This window comes from Corallococcus sp. AB038B, from assembly GCF_003668955.1.
GTDB lineage: Bacteria > Myxococcota > Myxococcia > Myxococcales > Myxococcaceae > Corallococcus > Corallococcus exiguus.
The window spans coordinates 284,912-303,431 of the sequence record NZ_RAWO01000004.1; the positions used below are offsets into that span (position 1 = coordinate 284,912).

Genomic DNA, 18,520 nt, shown 5'->3' on the forward strand with positions numbered 1-18,520 from the left:
ATGGGCCGGGACCGAGCTGTTTCCCTGATGGACGACCTTCGCGCCGCCAACCCCAGCGAGCACACGCGCTGGCTGGCCGAGCCCGATGAGCCGGCCTTCCGCGAGCTGCTTCACGCGCGCTATGCGGAGACGTATTCCTACCCGTTCCTCTACGAGCCCGGCGGCGCCGGACGGCTCTGGAGGGACGGGGCGCTGCTGAGCCTCGGCGAGTTCGACGCGCGGGGGGCGCTGCTGTGGCACACGGGCCTGTGGAGCAAACCGGGGCGGGACTCGCTGGACTCGGGGCTCTCCGTGGCGCTGCGGAGCCGCCGCACCATCATGGGCCGCGCCGAGCACGAGGCGCTGTGGGGCTCGCTGCTGGAACGGCTCGGGCGCTGGGTGGGCTTCCTGCACCAGAACACCTCCACGCTGCACGTCATGGCGCAGCGCTACGCCTCGCGCTTCATGCGGGCGAGGCCCATGGGCCTCGTCGTCAACTACACGCGGGGCGAGACGGTGATTGGCGTGGAGGAGGGCTTGGGCGTGCCCATGCAGGCACTGGCGATGACGACGGTGCTCGCGCCCCCGCCGCCACGCCGGCGCCACCTGCCCGAGGGCCCCTGGGGGGAGTGGCTCGCGTCCATCCTGGCCGGGGTGGGGCTCGCGGAGTCGGTGGTCTTCACGCCGCTGGAGCGCCGGGTATGGAAGGAGGGCGCAGTGCTGCGTCCGCTCGACTGGAACGCGTCGCTGCGCCTGGAGCGGCGGGTCCTCGTGGGCTTCAGCGCGGAGGGCACCCCGGCGCTCACGTCGGAGCGGGCGCGCGTGGACCTCATCCACCTGCCCATGGGCGAGCCCCAGTGGGTGGCCGAGGGGACGCCGGTGCTCCTCGCGGCCGGCTTTCTTCCAACAGGCATCCGCCTCCGCCAGCACGAGCCTGATGAACTCGTCTTCCAATACGTGGCGGACGCGAGGGCCGCGTGCGAGGTCGTGAGCCGCGCCCGGCTGGACTGCGCGCGGGCCCGGGAACTCTTCGCGGGATGGATGGAGCGATGCGCGCGAACTTCGTAGACACGGTGATGGCGCGGCTGGACGGCGAGGTCGCCACCATCTGGGCCACGGTGCTGCTGCGGCTGGAGGACAGGCCCGACGTGGCGCTCCTGCGCCGGGGGCTGCGCGCGCTGGTGCGGGAGAGCGAACGCCTCAACGTGGCGTGGAACGACGCGCGCCGCGCATGGGTGCCCGCGGTGCGCGGGGACGCGGAGGTGGACGCGGCCCTGGTGGAAGGCGCAGCGCCCCTGTCCGAGCCCGACGCCGTGGCGCGAATCATCAACACGCGGGTGGACCTCACGCGCGACGTGCCGCTGCGGCTGCACCTGCATCCCATGGTGGACGCGGCCCAGGGGCCCTGGCTGCTGGGCATCCAGTTGCACCACGCCATCGGGGACGCGAAGGCGCTGGCGCACCTGCTGGAGCGGCTGTGGTTGCTCTGCGCGGGACGCGGGTCGGAGTCGCGCCCGCTGGAGCCCTCGACGCTCACGGATGGCAAGGTGCTGCTCGCGGCGCTGCGCCAGCCTGGCCGGGTGCTGGGGCTCACGAGTCCGCGCCGGCGGCTCCTGGCACAGCGGGGAATGGGGCTGCGCCGCAGTGGGGACACCGCCGGACACGCGCTATCGGCCACGGCACGGCTCACGCTTTCCCAAGGAGACACGGACCTCCAGGCGTCGGAGGTCTTCTTCTCCGCGCTGCTCGCGGGCGTGGCGCTGCGAGAGTCCCCGGCGGACGGACTCATCCGCTTGCGCATGCCGGTGGACCTGCGGCGGATGCTGGGGCTCGGGCGGACGCTGGGCAATGGCTGCTCCGCGGTGCCGATTGAGATCTCCCTGAAGGAGGTCCGCGCCCGGCTGGAGGCCCCGCGCGAGCTGGCCCGCTTCCTCCGCTCCGAGGTGCAGCGGGTGCTCGATGAGGGCGTGCACTGGACGACGGCGCTGGAGTGCATGGCGGTGGCCCGGCTCGCACCGGCGCGGGTGCTGCGCAAGCACGCGCGTCCCGGGCTCATCGCCGAGCCCCGGACGAACACGCTCGTCGTCACCTACCTGGGACGGATGGACAAGCATTTCACGGAAGCGCCGTTCCGCATCCGCTCCATGCGCAGCCACACGGCCACCTGGGGCGCCACGGGCCTGGCGTTCGCGGACACGCTCAACATCAACACGGCGGCCTTCGAGGGCCTCTGGACGCGCGAGGAGTTGCGCGACTTCACGGAGCGCGTCGCCGGGTGGGCGTCCTCGGGCTTCGGCCTGCGGGCGGAGGTGCTCGCGCCATGATGGGGCTGCGCGAGGCGCCCGGGGTGTACCTGGGCTTCATCTCCCTGCACGTGCTCGCGGGGCACCTGGGCTCCAGCCTCGTCTACCGCCTGCGCTTCGGGCGCAGCCCGCTGGCCTACCGGAGCGCGGCGGCGGATTCCGCGCACACGCGCGTCACGCGGCGCATCAGTGGCGTCTCGCTGCTCTGGGCCGGCTCCGTGCTCGCGACCGCGTTCTGGCCCGCGTGGTCCGTCATGTCCTGGGGACGGCCGCTGCTGCCCATTCCTCCGCTCGCGGGTTGGGTGCTCGGTGTCGTGGGACTCATGGGCATGCTGTGGGCCCAGTATGGAATGGGCCCGGCGTTCCGCATCGGCGTGGACGCGGGGGAGTCCCGGCCCGAGCTGCACGAGGGGGGACTCCACCGCTCCTCGCGCAACCCCATCTACGTGTTCTCCTACCTGTACCTCGTAGGGGCTTCGCTCTGGGCTCCGTCCGTGGTGACGCTGGGCGCCTGTGCGGCGCTCGGGGGGCTCTTCCATCAACTGGTGCTCCAGGAGGAGCGGTTCCTCGCGGACCGCCTCGGTGAGCCCTACGCGCGCTATTGCCAGCGCGTCCCTCGCTACTTCTGACGCGCCATGCAGCCAGCCCTCTTACGTCCCGCTGATTCGCCCGGTGCCGCGCCCCCGGCGCCCGGCCTCTCCCGTGCCGAACTGGTGGAGCTGCTCCGCATCCGTCCTCTGCGCGCGGTGGGCATGGCGGCGCTGCACCTGGGTGTCTGGGTCGCGGCGGCCGTGGCCATTGCCCACGCGGGCAGCGTCTGGGTGAAGCTGCCGCTGTGGATGCTGGCGGGTGGGGCGGTGATGGGGCTCATCCAGCTCGACCACGACGCGTGGCACGACAACCTCTTCCCGCGGCCGTGGCAGAACCGCCTCTTCGGCAACGCGCTCAGCCTGCTCGTGGGCATCGCCTACGAGCCCATGCGCCATGACCACCTCGCGCACCACCGCTGGAACCGCACGCAGAAGGACCCCGACGCCTACAACGCGGGCCGCCGCTCGCTCGGGCTGAGCGCGCTCTTCTACGCCACCGTGCTGCTCGGCCTCCCGCTGAGCCTCATCTACTTCAACGTCCTCTATCCGCTGCAGCACTTCTCCCGCGCGCGACTGCGCCGCCATGGCGCGGTGCTGCTCTGCTACGCGGGATTCTACGCGGGGCTCTTCTGGCTGCTGTCGCGGCAAGGGCTCGTCCCCGGCGCGGTGGAGTGCTGGCTGCTGCCGGTGCTCTTCGCCAGCCCCCTCAACGGCCTCAAGTCCATCGCGGACCACTACGCCAACACGTGGCGCGGGGACCGCTTCCACACCGCGACGACGGTGCGCGGCACGTGGCTCGTCACCTTCCTCTGGAACGGGCTCAACTACCACCTGGACCACCACCTCTATCCGCGCGTGCCCGGCTACAACCTCGCGAGGTTGCACACCCACCTGCGCCCCGGGCTGCTCGCGCGCGGCGCCCCCGTCTTCGACAGCTACCTCGACGTCATGGGACGCGCGCTGCTCGCCGGCCCCACCGTCGTGGACGAGGACGTGCGGCTCGTCACCCTGGAACGAAAGCGCCCATGAACGCCTTGCGCCAGCTGTACGCGGACATCCGCTACGAGGACGGCCGCTGGCCGCTGTCCCGCTGGGACCTCAACCTGCGCTACATCGCCAAGAGCCTCCTCCACGTCCCCGAGCCGCGCCGTACCGAGGACGCCGAGCACTTCGCGCGCGTCGCCCGGCACCTCGCCTCCGGGAGCTGGAGGCCCGACGCGCCCGCGGCGCTCAACCTGTGCGCCGTGGGCGATGTGATGTGGATTCGCAGCGGCTTCCGCGAGGCCCTCTCCCCGGGAGTGCGCGCGCTGATGGCGGACGCGCACGTGGCCTTCGCCAACCTGGAGACGCCCGTGGACCCGGCGCGGCCCGTGCCCCGGCGCGTTTACGAGACGCTCTACTACAACGCGCCGCCGGGCTACCTGGACGCGTGGGAGGGCACCGCGCGCCACCGCGTGTTCTCGCTGTGCAACAACCACGCGCTGGACCAGGGCGCGGAAGGGCTGGAGCGCACGCGCCAGAGCGTGCTGGCCCGCCCGGAGCACCGCTGCGTCGGAGGCCCCCGGGCGGAGGACGCGGTGGCGGGCCTGGAGGTGGCCGGAGTGCGCCTGGGCATTGCCGCGGTGACGTATGACATCAACCACCTGGCGGGGGCGCCGCCCGAGGGCGTTCCGGTGACGCGCCTGGGCAACCCGCTGCATGCGCCCGATTGGGAGCGGCTGGGCGCCCTCATTGACGCGGCGCGCGCGGTGGGGCCGGACCTCGTGGTGCTCATGCCGCACTGGGGCTTCGAGTACGAGTACTGGCCCGAGTCCCTCCAGCGTGAGCATGCCTACCGCCTCATCGAGCGAGGGGCGGACATCCTCCTGGGCTCCTCGCCGCACGTGCTGCAGCCCGTGGAGCTGGTCTCCATCGACGGCGGGGACCCCACGTGCCCCGCGCAGGTGCGCCGGGGAGGGCCGCCGCGAGTGGGGCTCATCGCGTACTCGCTCGGCAACTTCCTGAGCATCATGCCCACGCGGGCGTGCCAGACGGGCGCGGTGCTGAAGCTCGCGCTCGCGCGGGACGCGGGGGGCCCCCTGCGACTCGTGGACGTGCGCGCGGTGCCCACGGCGTGCGGGCGGGGCCTGGGCGGCGAGGGCTTCCTGGACGCGGGCGTCGTGGCGGTGGACGAGCTGGGCCTGGAGCGCGCGGCGCCGCACCTCGCGCACGCGCGGCGCACCCTGGGCGGACTGATTTCAACCCGGAGGGACTGAAGATGGTGTCGATGCGGGAGCAGTTGGAGGCATTCACCGTGGGCATGGCCCGGCAGGTCGCGGGCTGGCTGCCGGCCGTGACGCCCGAGCGGTACGTGGCCTTCCTGGACATGATGTACCACTACACGCTGCGCAGTGGAGACCGGCTGCGGCTCGCGGCCGAGCGCGCCACGCTCCCCGAGCTGAAGGCCTTCTTCGCGGAGCTCGCGGCGGACGAGCAGTCCCACTACCAGCTCGCGAAGGCGGACCTCGCGGCCTTCGGGCGCACGCCGTCGGACGCCACGCCCCGCGAGGTCTCCGCGTTCCACGCCTTCTGGGAAGGCATCCCGGCGGAGCGTCAGCTCTCGTTCCTCGGCGCGCTGTACGTGCTGGAGGGCGTGGCGCGGCACCTCGGGGGCGACACACGCCAGGGGTTGGGGCGGCTCGGCCTGGACAGGACGCGGGCGCGCTTCCTGCTCGTGCACCTGGACGTGGACGTGGAGCACGGCGCGCGGGCCCAGGCGCTCTGCGAGTCACTCGGTGCGCACGGCCCCGAGCCCCTGCTGGACGGCGCGCGCCAGGCGGCGGACTTCTGGGTGGCCATCCATCGCCGGGCGCTCGCGGAGGCATAGGCCGGGCCCCCGCAGGCCAGCCAGTGCGTCACTTGTGCTCGGGTGACCTGGGCATCTCCGTGGCGTAGAGGGCGTGGGAGCCGTCCCGGACCTTGGCCTTGCTGCCGAACACGATCGACTCGTCGTTCTGACTGACCCGCTTGCAGTGCTGACATTCGTAATAGAAGAGCATCCGTGTCCCTCGTCGGATCCGGATGTTCTCCAGCTTCCGCGCGGACCGTCAAGCGAGCGGGCTGGCTCGGCGCGGTCGCCAATGCAGGAGAGGTGTGCTCGATTCTGAGGCGCTTGGGGTGATGGGCCGGTCTCATGCCCTCGTTCAAAAGGGCGTCGGGTCTGAAGCGGGCTTCGCCACCGAAAGCCCCTGTCGGCGGATCAACTCATCCAATTCGAAGCTCGGGGCCAGGCCGTCGGCGAAGCGCAGCTGCCGGTAGCGAACGGAGGCTGCTGGTCCCAAAGCCTCGACATAGGTCAGGGTCACGGCCTCCCCGCTGGAACCGCCCTCGGAGGTCTCCACCAGACGCCGCAGCCGCCGTGCGCCCACGCGCTCCGTCGACCCAGCATCCGGGGCGGGGCCCGCGATGATGTCGACAGCGATCTGGATTGGATCGCGAGTCTCACGTGCACCAGAAGCCGGCGTGACCAACCAGCCGTGCTCGCGCGTCTCGGCCTTGTAGTGGGAGGCAAGCCAGAGTTCATGACCCGCGACGGGTGGATGAATGCGCAGCGCGGTCATGGGGGGAGCTGCTTCTCGGCAACCGAGCATCCCCAGCGCAAGAAGAACGAAGACCCCCACCGCACGGTGGATTTGAGTACGCATCCCAGGACTCAAGGAAAGCCGGGCCCCTGAGTCGGGTCAAGGTGCTGCACGTCCGCCGATCTCCGGGAACCGTTCATAGGCTCGCTGGAGCGCATCCAGGTGGGCGGGGTTGTCCAGGTCGAGGGGCGCGTCGGTGAGCTGCACGACCCACCCGCCCGACTCCGTGCGACGTGCTCTTGAGAGAAGGTCGGCGTCGCGGGTCGGGTCCGGAAACCCGATGGCTTCTGCGGCAGCGGCCGACCAGTAGTTCAGCCATCCGAGGCGATGCGGAATCTCAGGCGCGCGGATCTTCTCGGGCAGTTTGAGTGCTGGCAGCCCTCGGGGCGGAATCCCTGGCTTGTGGACGGGATCTCGTGTTTGCCGTGCGATCTCGACACCCGCGCTAGACGGCGTCGCATGCCCCCAAAACGCTCGGGCCCCCTCTGCCACGCCTACGAGAACCTCCGCTGCGGCTGCGATGACGGCCTCGTCCAGTGGTAGCTCTGCATGGACGTCGAGTAACGGCTGCCGGCCCGGTGCCCGGCGCGCGGGAGTTTGCAATCCATAAATCGTGACGGGGTAGCTCTCGTCACCGTTGCACACCAGCGGAAAGCTCCCATCTTTCGTTTCTTCGGTGAGCCACGCGTCGCGCTGCGGCAATGAGATGAGGCGTCCGTCGTCGGCAACTCTCCACTCCAGACGCACTCCGGGGATCGTACGTTCCATCCCGTGGACGACAGCGAGTGTGCGACCGTCCTTGATGGTGAGAGCGGGCGCGTAGACAATGACGTCGAGGGTGCTTTGGGTGGTCATCGCTTGCACCCCGTGACAACGATTTCCAGTTCGGGCGCCGCGCGCTCCAGCGCTGTTTTGTGTGCGGCACTGCTCACGCCAACGACGAAGCCATATCCACAAGACTCTGCAATGTCTTGCTCTTCCCGCATCTTGGTCGCCTGTTCGCCGATCACCTGACGTCGGAGAAAGTCAGTGTACGTGTCGAATTGATGGGTCTTGATCTCCCACAGCTTGCGCACGCCGACTTGCAACGCATCGAAGCGCACACCGCCAACAAGCACATCCATTCCGGGATAACGGTTGGGTGGGAACTTGTCGGCACATTCATTATGCGGGTCATCCTCGCCAGCGTGGGGCACTGGAACAGGATCGCAACTGGCGCGTCCCGTCCGGTCCACGGGCACGGGCGGCACTGGGGGCTGCCAGTCCTGCCCCGCTGGTTCGGGCTTCAGCTTGGGCTTGCCTTGTTGCGCTTCAGCTTCCCGGGAAGCCACCTTCGTTCCTCGCGAGGTCCCTGCTTCCTCGGGGTAGGCGTGGCGGAGTTCGTATGCATCCAGCGCTTCCTTGATGGCGACGCCGACCACCACCACGCCAAGTACGATCACAGCTCCCACGGCAATCTCAGGAGCCGCCAGTACGCAGAACCCGATTCCCATGGCAGCGGCGTCAGCGGAGGCGACCGTGCATCTTCCCGTGGTGTCGTGGAACTCGAGCCGGTCATGGTCAAGGGTCAGATAGCACCGCTCCACCAGAACCGGCCAAGGTTGGGACGCCTCGCGGACCACGCACCTCCCACCGTCTGTCCACGGCAGGGTCGCTGCTCGCTGGAGGTTGGCGATCCTCGGGTTCCGGGGCGCGTGCTCTTTGTGACTCGGTGCCGACGTGGCGCAAGCCGAGATGAAGAGCAGGAGTGCGGCGCAGGCGCGGAGTCGCATGGTCACGTCCGTTCAGTCGAGTCAGCGGTCATGATGCACCTACGCCTCCATGCTGCTCGCTTCCGCGTACAACACGAATCCATCGACGGGCATGGGGGCATGGGGGAGGAGCGTCTCCACGAGAAAGAGGTTGTCGCAGTGCCTGGCGTTCGGTCCGCCAAATACAGTCTTGATGGCCGGCTCCACGCATTCTTCGGCGGGAAGAAACGAACTGCCAGCTTGAGCGAGCCTGCGAACAATGTGCGCGGGATGAACTCGCCACTCTTGGCTCTTGGGGTCGATTCGGGTGCCCAATTGCCCGAGCCATCGCACGAGATCCGCCTGCTGTGACTCACGCAGTTCGTCGAAGTCCGTCCGAGGCGGGGCGGCGAGGGGGCAATAAATCCATCCGGTAACACATGCGTTCGGCATGGCTGACTCTGCCCATTCGGCCACTGCTGATGGAGCGATGATACGAAACTGCGTATCCAAACGCTCCATTGGCGGTTCGCTGTTCCAATAGCGCGTTATTTCTTGACCGACGAACCCCGAGAGTTCGACGCGCCCGTCGGCATCCACCTCCATCAGGAACTCTGGGGTGCTGTCATAGATGTTGTATTGAAAGGCGGGCACGCCCAGGCGCGAGGAGAGGCGTGCGAGCAGCGGCGGAGTTCCCTGCATCAGGAGCTCGAAGGGGGCCGTGCGCAGGACGGTCCACCCAGGTGCCCCCTGAAACCCCGCCAGTCCCCAGCGCCGCACCTCGCCACCGAGCCCGTACTGCATGCGATCGTACCGCTCCGGGGTGCGCGGCTTGGGGGTTGTCAATCGCCGCCCCTCCTCCACCAACAAGCGTGAGAGTTCTCTCTCGACCCGGGCGGTATCGGCACTCTGAATGAAGGCCACGTTCAGCCACGTTCCCATGGAAGATGAGCCTGTCACTTGAGGCAATGACGGTCGACTTCTCGCCAGCCCAGGTGGACGGCATCAACCGCGAACGGGATCGCCTCACGCGCAAGCTCGACGAGCCCGGGGCCGCCCGGCCCGCGTTCACGCCCCGGCGTAGTGTTCAGCGCCGCGCGTGCCGGGCCTCGGCCGCTTTGAGGACGTGCTCCTTGAGCAGGTAGCCGAAGCCCGCGTTGCGCAGCCGGACGATGAGCTCGTCCCGGGTCGTCTTGAGATGCTCGGCGGTGCGTTCCAGGCTCCAGCCCCCCTGCGCGAGCTGCTTGAGCAGATAGGCCCGGCGCGTCTGCGCCGCCGAGAGCCGGTAGGTCTTGAGGTACTCGACCGTGCCGTCGCCGCGCAGGATGGCCTCGCCCATGTGGTTCTCCTCCGAAGGCGACAAGCCCGTGATGAAGCGCTGGAGGTGGAAGGGCCCCGCCTCGTAGAGGGGGGAGGTGATCACCTCGGCGCCGATGATGCCCTCGGCCATGAAGCCCATGAAGTCCGCCCAGTCCGCGCGCATGCGCTCGATGGCGGCCCTCAGGTCCCTCATCGAGTTCACGCTCGCATCCTCCACGCCTGTCCCCAGCACGGGCACGTCTCCCAGGAAGCCGTACTGCACGAGCAGATCCCCGTAGAAGTCCTCGAGCAGGGCCCGGTGCAGGGCGCGGTAGTCCTCGGGGTGCGAGACGATGGCGCAGGAGAGCAGCGCGTCCGCCTGGAAGATGAGCACGCCCACCTGGCGCTCGTGCAGCTCGAAGATGCGAAGCGCCTCCGCGAAGGCCGCGCTGGCCCAACCCGAGGAGCTCCACTCGCTCCGGGGATTGAGCCCCTGGGAGAGCGCCTCCTGGGAGTACTCGCTCCATGCCACCTGCGGCCCGCCGAAATACAGCGCGAGAAAGCCCTCCATCGTCAGGTGCATGGGCAACAGCCGCAACCGGTTCTTGTCCTCGCGGTGCACCATGCGGTGCAGCACCCGCGTTGAGGAGAAGGGCCCGTGCTTGAGGCTCTTGCCCTCCTTGCCCTCGGGCTTGCGCAGCCGGGTCTCGGAGGTCACCGCCGCGCCCTTGTCGTCCCAGTCCACCACCAGGCCATGGGGGACGTAGGACACGTAATGGAGCCCGGGCTCCATCAACCCGCCCTGGAGCGACACGACGCTCACGTCCTCGTCGTAGCTCCTGCGGGTGATGCGCAGGTCTCCAGGGATGTCATCGCGCAGCACGGGCACCAGGCGGATGCTCCCCCAGACCTGCGAGGGCGCGAGCCGCAGCCCCGTGAGCGGCAGCCGCCGCACCGCGCTCGTGTCTCCCTCCTTCATGCCACCTCCTCGTCGAGCGACTCTTCCGGGAGCTCGGAGCGGGACTTCGGGGGCTCGGTTCCGGCGTGGCCTCGGGGCGAGTGCTCGAGCATCCGCCGCACGCGCGCCGCCAGGTAGTCCTCGAGTTCCGCCAGGGGAGAGGCCCCCTCGGCGAAGCGCGCGAAGCCGAGCACCGTGGGCAGGTCCTCCGCGTCCCGCACGCCCACGGTGGGCACGTGCGTCCCGATCCCCCGGGGCGCGTAGAGCTCCGAGGCGAACACCGGGTTGGCGTGGATGATGGTGGTGCGGCGGGCGGGGTCCAGCTTCGTGCGAAACAGGCGGGTGACCTCGGCCACGGCGTTGGGGGGATCATTGTCGTAGCCATCCGACACGACGACCACCAGCTCGGGCATCCAGTCCAGCGCGTCCAGCAGCGGGGTGGCGAGGTCCGTCTGCCCCCGGGCGCGCGCGAGCAGGGGGTGCTCGGGAGGATGCATCCAGAATGCGCGGTATTCGCGCGCCGTGGCGGCCAGCAGGTAGTGCGCCGCGAGCGCCACCCCGAGGGGCCGGCGGCGCTTCTCGCTCGAGCCCGAGGCGGAGTAGCTGTTGTCCAGCACGGCCGCCACCCGGCCCAGGGGCACCGAGGCCCGGCGCAGGCTGTTCACTGCCGCCTGCTCGAGCGCCGTGTGCAGCTCCGCCAGCCGCTCCCGTCGCACCTCCAGGGGGAGGGAGAGCACGTAGAGCGCCAGCCGGGTGAGCGGCGTGCGCCCCAGGTCGAGGGCGATGGCCCCTTGGGTGCGCGTGGCCGAGCCCTGCAAGCGCAGCCTCTCGGCGGCGGTGAGGCGCGGCTCGATCTTCCGCAGGAAGACGTCCCGGGGGAGCTGGTGCTTCGCGGCGAGCCCCTCGGCGACGGTGTAGGGCAGCTCGAAGAGGGCGGAGGCGTCGTAGTGGGCCTTGCGGAACGTCTCCAGCAGGGGCGCCTGGAACACGCGCTTTCGCCAGCCGTGGAAGAGAAAGGGGTTGAGCTCTCCGGGCAGCTTGAGGTGGGTGTGCGCCACGGCGGCGCGCAGCTTGGAGCGGTACTTCACCGCGTCGAAGTGCAGGTCCGCGCGCCCCTTCAGGAACTCGCGCACGATGGCGCGGGAGCGGCGGTTGTTGATGCGCCGCTCGCGCAGCACGTCCAGCACCCGGTAGGCCCGCTGGGGCGGCAGGGCCCGGAGCGCCGCCGCGATGAGCGCGCCCTCCTCGTGCCGGTCCGCGGACGGGGTCTGCTTCCCGCTCGCCAGCAGGTTGAGGATGATCTGCGCCTGGTTGAAGTGGTTGATGCCCGCGGCCAGGGTGCGCGTGTAGAGGCGGCGGTAGTTGCCGAGGATGTAGGCGTGCAGGAACTCGATGGACACCGCCTGCCCGCGCCCATCGTTGTAGAACTCGCGCTGCCCGGTGCACGAGAAGCACGCGTTGACGAACATGACCAGGTCCTCACGGGCGACCTGCTCGGCACGTGCTCCCACGATGTCCATCGAAGGTTCACCCTTCCTGATGAGGCGGGAGCGCCGCTCGGGGAGGGCGGACACGATTAGCTAGTCAAGCTACAAAGGCCCGGTTCGGAAATCGCATCACAGTCCCGCGAGCGGCGCCCCTCACCGTAGCATGACGCGGCAGACTCCGCGGACTGACACTCGCGGGGAGCCGGCTCCGGCAGATCCAGGCTCCACGAGGCTCGGTCTACTTGCGCCGATTCCAGTTGTTGGAACCCGGGGGATGGCCCTGATGCGGGTTCGACGGGCGATAAGGGGGCTGGTTGTACTGCTGTTGGTTGTACTGCTGCTGGTTGTACTGCTGCTGGTTGTACTGCTGCTGGTTGTACTGCTGCTGGTTGTACTGCTGCTGGTTGTACTGCTGCTGGTTGTACTGCTGCTGGTTGTACTGCTGCTGGTTGTACTGCTGCTGGTTGTACTGCTGCTGGTTGTACTGCTGCTGGTTGTACTGCTGCTGGTTGTACTGCTGCTGGTTGTACTGCTGCTGGTTGTACTGCTGCTGGTTGTACTGCTGCTGGTTGTACTGCTGCTGGTTGTACTGCTGCTGGTTGTACTGCTGAAGCGGCGTGTAGGGCAGATAGGCGTCCTGCGGCACGTAGGTCGTCTGGATCATCGGCGCATGGAAGCTCTGCTGAGGAGGGGCGGCCAGTTGCTGCAACTCGCGCCGCATCTCCGGGGACAGACTGTCGAGGATCGCAAGCACGTCCAGCAGGTTCGAATCGCTGTTGTCCATGGACGTGTCCTGTGGGGGCGGCTCGGAGGGCATCAGCCTCCTCCTCTTTTCGTTCTTCGACTCAGGCGACTCCGAACGCATGGAGGGGTCGCGCTTCCCCTTCTGCTCATGCGTGGAGGACGTGTGGGAGGACGAGAACCGTGAGTCGTGCTGCTGCGTGTACGAAGACGTCGCGCGGTTCCCCGAATCGCTGGGGCGATTGAACGGGCGAGAGCGGTTGTTGTTCGAGAAGACGGAGGACCGGGACTGCGCTTGCCGGGGAGGGGGCGCCTGGATCTTCTGGAAGTCGGTGGGGACCATGTACTTGCCCGTTTCCCCCAGCGCCACCTCGACGACGGTCTTGCTCACCCACCCCTCCTCGGAATTAGGGGCAGGGCACTTCATCTTCATCGACTTCATCGCGGCCAGAAGGGTTTCCAGATTCTCAGTCGCGTCGATGTCTTCGATCTTCTTTGCCTGGAGCTTGAGGGGATCCACGGCCACGACCATCCAGGCCTTGGAACGATCCTGGTGTTCCGAATCCACCTCACTGCTGTCCTTGGCCGGAAACGAGAGGACTCGGACGGAGTGCTTTTCGAAGCGCTTTTCAATGAGGGAAAACTGCCGGCTCACCTGGAACACGTGCCCGGTCTTGTCGATGAGGAGCGCACCCGGCTGGATGGGGACCGCCTCCCCGTTCTGGAGCGTGACGCGAAAGCACGTCCCCGGATAGGAGGTGAGCACTCCGCCGAGCGCCAGGGTGTGACTCTTCGGCCCGAAGGGCACGCCCTTGGAGCAAGACGTGAGCTGAAGGTCCCGCGAGACCGCGGTGCTCACCTTTCCCCTGAGAGTGCCCTCGTGGATCGGCTCGAGGCGCCGGAAGTCCACCGCGTCGGACGAGAGCTGATCCTGGCAGGTGATCCGCTCGACGTCGCTCCACTTGCACAGATAACGCCGCCAGACCTGTTTGATGGCCAGGGCCCGCGAGTGGATCGACGCTCCCTTGCTCACGTTGATCGCGCGATCGCCCGAGTAGAGGTTGCTCGAGTCGTTCGTGGCGGCGTCCAGCCAGGCGCCCACCGCGGACTGGATGGCCCCCACCGTGCGCATGAGCTTCCCGTAGGCACTCGCTCCGCCGAGTCCTACGTTGTCTCGCAACTGCTTGAGCTGCTGCTCCGCCTGGCCGCCGAACCAGACCTGGGGATTCTCGACCCATTGGGCGACCTGCTCAAGGGTGAGTCCCTTGAGGCTCTGCCGCAGTGCCTTGGCGATGAGGACGTATGGGACGATGTGACGCAGGTCCTCGCCCTCGACCTTCTTCAGGCCATGCTTGCCCTTCTGGAGCGCGGGCCGTTCTCCCGTGATCACCTTGAGGATCCGTCGGGTCATGGGCGAGCTGTCGTACTCGAGCACGAAGCCCACCGGCCAGATCTTGAAGTCGTTGTCCCGCAGAGCAGGGGCCGTGGTGGTGGTGGTGGTGGTGGACGGGGTCGTGAGCGGGACTTGGGGCGTGGAGCGAAGGTGATGGCGCTCCTGGTTTTCGAGCGACGTCAGCTCCCGGTCCAGCTCGTCGCGGACCTCCCTGGGGAGGTACTTGTTCTTCCAGCCCAAGGCCAGGACCGCGATGGGTCTGCGTTCGTAGACCCGTCCTCCCGTGACGGCGACTCCGGTCCGGGGATCCTCCATGGTCAGCTCGGGCTTCAGGATGGCTGTATAGATCTCATCGAGGTCTTGGGCCTTGATCGCCTGGATCCTGGCGAGCTCATCCTGACGCGCCTCCAGTTCGTCCTGCTTCAGGCCGAGCGTTTCCAACGCTTTCTTCTGATTGCGCAGTCGATTCCGGATCGTCTGCTGCGACTTGGGAACCGTGGCGCCCTCAAGCTCCTTCTTGGTGCTGGTAATCGCCCTATTCTTGTCGCGGATCTTCGCCGGCAGATTCACCAACTCTTTCTTGAGGCTCGTCGAGCGCTTGATGATGAAGTTCTCGGTGACGACCTTGTCGTGCAGGGAGGGCGGATCGATCGCGGCCTTCAGGAGAAGCTCGGCCCTGTCCTGATTCACCCTCGCTGACGAAAGGAGATCCTCCAAGGACCGGCTGACCTCGAGCACCGCTCCGTTCGAGACGCGGAGGGCGCGCACGCTCTCGGTGACCAGAAGTTGGATGCTGAAGCAGCCCAGGTTCAGCGCGAGCGCATCATAGTCACCTGGGCTGGAGGGAATCCCCAGGCTGTCGCCGGTGCTGGAATGGATCTGCGTCGTCTTGGGGTCCGCCATGCCCACGGGGCTCCATGCATCCGTGGAGGTCTGCCGCACGGAGAGCAGGCCGCTGCCTTCATAGCGGAGCTCCGGAGCGGTGTGGGTCATGTAGTACTGGATGACCAACTTCGTGCCCGGCGTGCTGCGCAGCGTGGTCCCTTGGTAGAAATGCGGGCGTTTAAGGTATTCGTCCAAGAACCCAGGCCTCTCACCTCCATAGAACATGCCGCCCGCTTCGTAGCGGACCTCTTCCCCTGGCCGCTGGATGTCGTAGCAGTGAAGCGAGACGACGTCCTCGATGGGGCAGAGCTCGCGGCTCCACCCCTTCTTGACGGCCGCGAACCCGGGATTGATCTTCGCGCCCTTGTGGGTGTTGATGTCCGAGACGCCCACCGCGAGGTTGGCGGTGTAGTTGGTGGCGTTGGCCAGCCAGGCTCCCACCGCGGATTGAACCCCGAGCAGGCTGTCTGGAATCTCCCCGTTGAGGAGGACCGGCGCGCGATAGGTGTCCAGGGTGAATGGATCGAGCCAGGCCTCATCGCGACTGAGCCATTCGCGAACCTCGCTCGGGGTGAGACCGCGCAGCGCCTTGTGGAGTGCCCGCGCGAGCAGCGTGTGGGCGACGATATGGCGATAGGCCTGCGTGGGGCCGCGAGCGCCGACCGTATTCTTGAGGTAGCTCTCATTGAGCGCCGGACGGCTTCCCACGACGACCTGGGCAATTCTCCGGGTCATCGGAGTGGCGTCTTCGAGCACGAAAGCGATTCGCACGACGGACCTCCCGGGCGGAGAAACCAACAGAGAGCGGGCCTCCTCCAACAGGGCGGCCCGCTTGCTCTGTGCAGTCTATCTTCAAGACCGGTGTGTTCGCCCCGCCGGCCTTGGTCGGACCAGTCCCTTTCGCCGACCTGCAGGCGATGATCGGCAAAACCGCTCGGCAAGCGTGATTACGAAGGCCGACTGCGCACGAGATCAGCCTAAGGCGGGAATCCGTTATGGAGGCAGGCGGTCAGCCGCGAATGCGTTTGCCGAATGGAGCGAACGCGACCATTCCAAGCTTGAGGTGCTGGAACGCGAACGGAATGCCGATGATCGTCAGCGCCAGGCTGACGCCGATGACGACGTTGGTGAGGAAGATCCAGATTCCAGCGAAGAGTGCCCAGACGATGTTGAGCCCGAAGCTCATCGCGCCCGCGCTGGGAAGATCCTCGATGTCCTTGCCGAAGGGCATCAGCGCGAGACCGGCCATCTTGAAGCACTGCACGCCGAACGGGATGCCGACGAGGGTGAGGCAGAGCACCAGTCCACCCAACAGGTACTCGAGGCAGAGCACCAGCCCTCCGCCGAAGATGATCCACAACAGGTTCAGAAGCAGGTTCATGATCGGCTTATACGTTGGAGTCGTCAGTCGATGACATGCGCCCGCCTGAATTTCGCCAGGCCTCGATTTCAGGAGCCGCGCGCGCTGCTAGCGCTTGAGCCAGGGCCCGGGGTGTTTGTCCATCCCCGAGCCCCGTCGTGGAGGCGTCCCGCCAACCGGCGCCTACTCCTCCGCGGCCTCCTGGGGCTCCTGGAAGTCCACGTCGAAGTTGACGCGCTGGCCGGGCTCGATGGTGAAGGTCTTCTGCCAGTGCGACGGGCCCACGTTGACGTTGAGGCGGTGGTAGCCCTCGAAGACGTCCAGCTCCTCCACGGGCACCGTGCCCACGGGCTTGCCGTCAACGGAGACGTTGGCGCCGGCCGGGCCTCGCACGTTGATGAAGGCCTTGTTGAGGAAGAACTGGTAGGCGGAGCGGCCCGTGGGGGCCACCGTCACGGTGCGCGACACGGAGATGCCGAGCGCGCCGTTGGTGAAGGTCAGCAGGTGCTTGCCCGGCGGCAACGACGCGGACAGCGGCGTGCGACCCAGCAGCGCGTTGTTGAGCGTGACCTCCACGCGCGGCTCCACGGTGAGGTCCAGGATGCCCATCACGGGGCCCGCGTCCACCCCTGCGTCCACGCCCGCGTCCTCGATGCCCGCGTCGAAGGGCTCGGCCACGACGATGGGCAGGCCCGCGTCGAAGGTCTCCACCGTCATCGTGCCCTGGAGCTGGCGCTGGACGATCACCGCGCCCGCGCCGAGCGTCAGCACGAGACCGCCCACCACGAAGGGCACCCAGGAGCGTGAGGGCTTCTGCGCGGCCACCGGCTGCGCCGCGGGGCTCGCCGCTCCACCGAAGATGGGGCCCGCGGGCCGCGTCTCCGTGGAGGCAGTCGGAGCAGGGGAGGGCGTCACGGCCTGTGCCGTGGCCGGGCTCGCGGTGCTCGGGGCATGGCTCTGCGCAGGGGCCGCGACAGGCGTGCTCCGCGGCGCCTGCACGGGCGCCGGGGCCACCGTCGCCACGGGCTGCGCGGGAGCGGAAGCCTGAGGCGCCGCCGTCACGGGCTGCACAGGCGCGGAAGCCTGCGGTGCGGCAACCACGGGCTGCACGGGAGCCGGCTTGCTGCTCTCCGCCGAGGAGAACTCCGGCACCTTGCTCTTCACGGGCTCCGCGAGCCCCGCGCCGTTCGCGATGATCTCCGCGATCTGCGGCGTCGGCATGCCCGCCTTCGCCAGTGCCTCCGCGATGCCCTTCTCAATCGTCGCCCGCCGCGCCGCGCGAGCCTCGGCCTCCGGCGGGAACAGCTTCGCCAGGTGCTCCGCGAACTCCTCGTGCGTCGGCAGCTTGCCAATCGCATCCACCAGCGCCTCGCGGAACGCGAGCGCCGACGAATAGCGCTCCAACGCCCGCTTCGTCGTCGCGCGGCGCACGACGGCGTCCAGCTTCAGCGGCACGTCCGCCGGCATCGGGGGCAGGGCGCGGTTGAGCACCGCCTTGTCCGGATCCGCCGACTCCTTGAACGGCATCTTCCCCGTGAGGCACTCGTGCAGCGTGAGGCCCAGCAGGAACACGTCCGACTGCACGTTGACCGCTTCACGTCCGCCCAACAGCTGCTCGGGGGACGTGTACGCGCGGCGGTTCTTCACGCGCTTGCCACCGCGCTCGCGCGGCGCCACGGACAGCGCGCCGTAGCCCGTCACCTTCGTGTAGCCGCTGAAGGACACCATCAGCGTCTCGGGGCGGATGTCTCCGTGCACCAGCGGCGAACCGTCGTCGTTGCCCGCCACGTGCGCGTAGTGCAGCCCCATGGCCGCGTCCGCCACCACCAGCGCCGCGAAGCCCGGCGTCATGCGCGGGTTCGCCTCCAGCACTCGCCGCAGCGGCTCACCGTCCGCGAACTCGGTGACTCGCGCGAGGCCTCCGTCCAGCTTCTCCAGGCCGTGCACGCGCAGGATGTTCGGGTGCTCGAAGACGATGGCGCGGTTCGTCTCGCGCTCCAGGCGCGCCACCAGCTCCGGGTTCTGCGCGATTTCAGGCGGTGCCCAGATGAGCACCACGGGGCGGGGCGTGCTGCCTTCCTCAATCGACAGTCCGAGGAAGGCACGCGAGCCCTCTCCGGCAAGGAGGGGGCCGAGTGACTGATAGCGAGGCGAACTCATGGGAACGGCATGCTA

The 18,520-nt window shown here is 68.3% G+C and carries 16 protein-coding genes; 6 read left to right on the forward strand and 10 right to left on the reverse strand.

Translation table 11 applies throughout. The annotated features are described in order from the left end of the window. From D7Y04_RS20405 to D7Y04_RS20430, 6 genes are read left to right on the forward strand one after another with little or no spacing between them, the layout of a single operon-like run. A complete protein-coding gene (locus D7Y04_RS20405) occupies positions 1 to 1,047 on the forward strand; it encodes a hypothetical protein (protein WP_147454746.1) in 1,047 nt (348 codons plus the stop codon). Beyond that, positions 1,029 to 2,303 carry a hypothetical protein gene (locus tag D7Y04_RS20410; RefSeq protein WP_120598605.1) on the forward strand — a complete coding sequence of 425 codons (1,275 nt, stop codon included), beginning with the start codon at positions 1,029 to 1,031 and terminating at the stop codon, positions 2,301 to 2,303. Before D7Y04_RS20405 ends, D7Y04_RS20410 begins: the two co-directional genes overlap by 19 nt. Further along, positions 2,300 to 2,911, forward strand: coding sequence for an isoprenylcysteine carboxylmethyltransferase family protein (locus tag D7Y04_RS20415; RefSeq protein ID WP_120598606.1), 612 nt, complete (start codon positions 2,300 to 2,302; stop codon positions 2,909 to 2,911). The genes D7Y04_RS20410 and D7Y04_RS20415 overlap by 4 nt, the downstream gene beginning before the upstream one ends. A gap of 6 nt (positions 2,912 to 2,917) precedes the next feature. Beyond that, positions 2,918 to 3,901: a fatty acid desaturase gene (locus tag D7Y04_RS20420; RefSeq protein ID WP_121760412.1), complete on the forward strand. Its 984-nt coding sequence runs from the start codon at positions 2,918 to 2,920 to the stop codon at positions 3,899 to 3,901. Then, on the forward strand, positions 3,898 to 5,127 hold the full coding sequence (locus D7Y04_RS20425) for a CapA family protein (RefSeq protein WP_121760413.1): 1,230 nt from the start codon (positions 3,898 to 3,900) through the stop codon (positions 5,125 to 5,127). Before D7Y04_RS20420 ends, D7Y04_RS20425 begins: the two co-directional genes overlap by 4 nt. A 2-nt stretch (positions 5,128 to 5,129) precedes the next feature. After that, positions 5,130 to 5,738: an iron-containing redox enzyme family protein gene (locus D7Y04_RS20430; protein ID WP_120598609.1), complete on the forward strand. Its 609-nt coding sequence runs from the start codon at positions 5,130 to 5,132 to the stop codon at positions 5,736 to 5,738. Positions 5,739 to 5,766: 28 nt separating this feature from the next. Here the strand turns inward: D7Y04_RS20430 and D7Y04_RS44545 are convergent, their stop codons facing one another. The 10 genes from D7Y04_RS44545 to D7Y04_RS20475 form a co-directional block, all read right to left on the reverse strand. Continuing rightward, a complete protein-coding gene (locus tag D7Y04_RS44545; RefSeq protein WP_158627566.1) occupies positions 5,767 to 5,910 on the reverse strand; it encodes a hypothetical protein in 144 nt (47 codons plus the stop codon). A gap of 144 nt (positions 5,911 to 6,054) precedes the next feature. After that, positions 6,055 to 6,471: a Tsi3 family protein gene (locus tag D7Y04_RS20435; protein ID WP_147477165.1), complete on the reverse strand. Its 417-nt coding sequence runs from the start codon at positions 6,469 to 6,471 to the stop codon at positions 6,055 to 6,057. 120 nt (positions 6,472 to 6,591) lie between these two features. Further along, a complete protein-coding gene (locus D7Y04_RS20440; RefSeq protein WP_121760415.1) occupies positions 6,592 to 7,347 on the reverse strand; it encodes a DUF5953 family protein in 756 nt (251 codons plus the stop codon). Next, complete coding sequence (locus D7Y04_RS20445) at positions 7,344 to 8,264, reverse strand: DUF6310 domain-containing protein (RefSeq protein WP_121760416.1); 921 nt, start codon at positions 8,262 to 8,264, stop codon at positions 7,344 to 7,346. The genes D7Y04_RS20440 and D7Y04_RS20445 overlap by 4 nt, the downstream gene beginning before the upstream one ends. A gap of 39 nt (positions 8,265 to 8,303) precedes the next feature. Further along, complete coding sequence (locus tag D7Y04_RS20450) at positions 8,304 to 9,164, reverse strand: hypothetical protein (protein WP_121760417.1); 861 nt, start codon at positions 9,162 to 9,164, stop codon at positions 8,304 to 8,306. Between the two features lie 145 nt (positions 9,165 to 9,309). Beyond that, positions 9,310 to 10,500, reverse strand: coding sequence for a hypothetical protein (locus tag D7Y04_RS20455; RefSeq protein ID WP_121760418.1), 1,191 nt, complete (start codon positions 10,498 to 10,500; stop codon positions 9,310 to 9,312). Further along, positions 10,497 to 11,999 carry a hypothetical protein gene (locus D7Y04_RS20460; protein ID WP_233601516.1) on the reverse strand — a complete coding sequence of 501 codons (1,503 nt, stop codon included), beginning with the start codon at positions 11,997 to 11,999 and terminating at the stop codon, positions 10,497 to 10,499. The genes D7Y04_RS20455 and D7Y04_RS20460 overlap by 4 nt, the downstream gene beginning before the upstream one ends. A 205-nt stretch (positions 12,000 to 12,204) precedes the next feature. Then, entirely contained in the window at positions 12,205 to 15,756 is a 3,552-nt protein-coding gene (locus D7Y04_RS44550) for a hypothetical protein (RefSeq protein WP_158627567.1), read from the reverse strand. A gap of 238 nt (positions 15,757 to 15,994) precedes the next feature. Then, complete coding sequence (locus D7Y04_RS20470) at positions 15,995 to 16,366, reverse strand: YccF domain-containing protein (protein WP_120597189.1); 372 nt, start codon at positions 16,364 to 16,366, stop codon at positions 15,995 to 15,997. A 162-nt stretch (positions 16,367 to 16,528) separates the two neighbouring features. Then, positions 16,529 to 18,505 carry a serine/threonine-protein kinase gene (locus D7Y04_RS20475; RefSeq protein ID WP_121760419.1) on the reverse strand — a complete coding sequence of 659 codons (1,977 nt, stop codon included), beginning with the start codon at positions 18,503 to 18,505 and terminating at the stop codon, positions 16,529 to 16,531. Positions 18,506 to 18,520: the final 15 nt, after the last annotated feature.

Excerpts from the sequence above, each read along its gene's own strand:
- D7Y04_RS20450 (WP_121760417.1), bottom strand. The coding sequence starts at position 9,164 with ATGGGAACGTGGCTGAACGTGGCCTTCATTCAGAGTGCCGATACCGCC.
- D7Y04_RS20460 (WP_233601516.1), bottom strand. The coding sequence starts at position 11,999 with ATGGACATCGTGGGAGCACGTGCCGAGCAGGTCGCCCGTGAGGACCTG.
- D7Y04_RS20405 (WP_147454746.1), top strand. The coding sequence starts at position 1 with ATGGGCCGGGACCGAGCTGTTTCCCTGATGGACGACCTTCGCGCCGCC.
- D7Y04_RS20410 (WP_120598605.1), top strand. The coding sequence starts at position 1,029 with ATGCGCGCGAACTTCGTAGACACGGTGATGGCGCGGCTGGACGGCGAG.
- D7Y04_RS20455 (WP_121760418.1), bottom strand. The coding sequence starts at position 10,500 with ATGAAGGAGGGAGACACGAGCGCGGTGCGGCGGCTGCCGCTCACGGGG.
- D7Y04_RS44545 (WP_158627566.1), bottom strand. The coding sequence starts at position 5,910 with ATGCTCTTCTATTACGAATGTCAGCACTGCAAGCGGGTCAGTCAGAAC.
- D7Y04_RS20445 (WP_121760416.1), bottom strand. The coding sequence starts at position 8,264 with ATGCGACTCCGCGCCTGCGCCGCACTCCTGCTCTTCATCTCGGCTTGC.
- D7Y04_RS20425 (WP_121760413.1), top strand. The coding sequence starts at position 3,898 with ATGAACGCCTTGCGCCAGCTGTACGCGGACATCCGCTACGAGGACGGC.
- D7Y04_RS20420 (WP_121760412.1), top strand. The coding sequence starts at position 2,918 with ATGCAGCCAGCCCTCTTACGTCCCGCTGATTCGCCCGGTGCCGCGCCC.
- D7Y04_RS20440 (WP_121760415.1), bottom strand. The coding sequence starts at position 7,347 with ATGACCACCCAAAGCACCCTCGACGTCATTGTCTACGCGCCCGCTCTC.
- D7Y04_RS20470 (WP_120597189.1), bottom strand. The coding sequence starts at position 16,366 with ATGAACCTGCTTCTGAACCTGTTGTGGATCATCTTCGGCGGAGGGCTG.
- D7Y04_RS20430 (WP_120598609.1), top strand. The coding sequence starts at position 5,130 with ATGGTGTCGATGCGGGAGCAGTTGGAGGCATTCACCGTGGGCATGGCC.
- D7Y04_RS20435 (WP_147477165.1), bottom strand. The coding sequence starts at position 6,471 with ATGACCGCGCTGCGCATTCATCCACCCGTCGCGGGTCATGAACTCTGG.
- D7Y04_RS20475 (WP_121760419.1), bottom strand. The coding sequence starts at position 18,505 with ATGAGTTCGCCTCGCTATCAGTCACTCGGCCCCCTCCTTGCCGGAGAG.
- D7Y04_RS20415 (WP_120598606.1), top strand. The coding sequence starts at position 2,300 with ATGATGGGGCTGCGCGAGGCGCCCGGGGTGTACCTGGGCTTCATCTCC.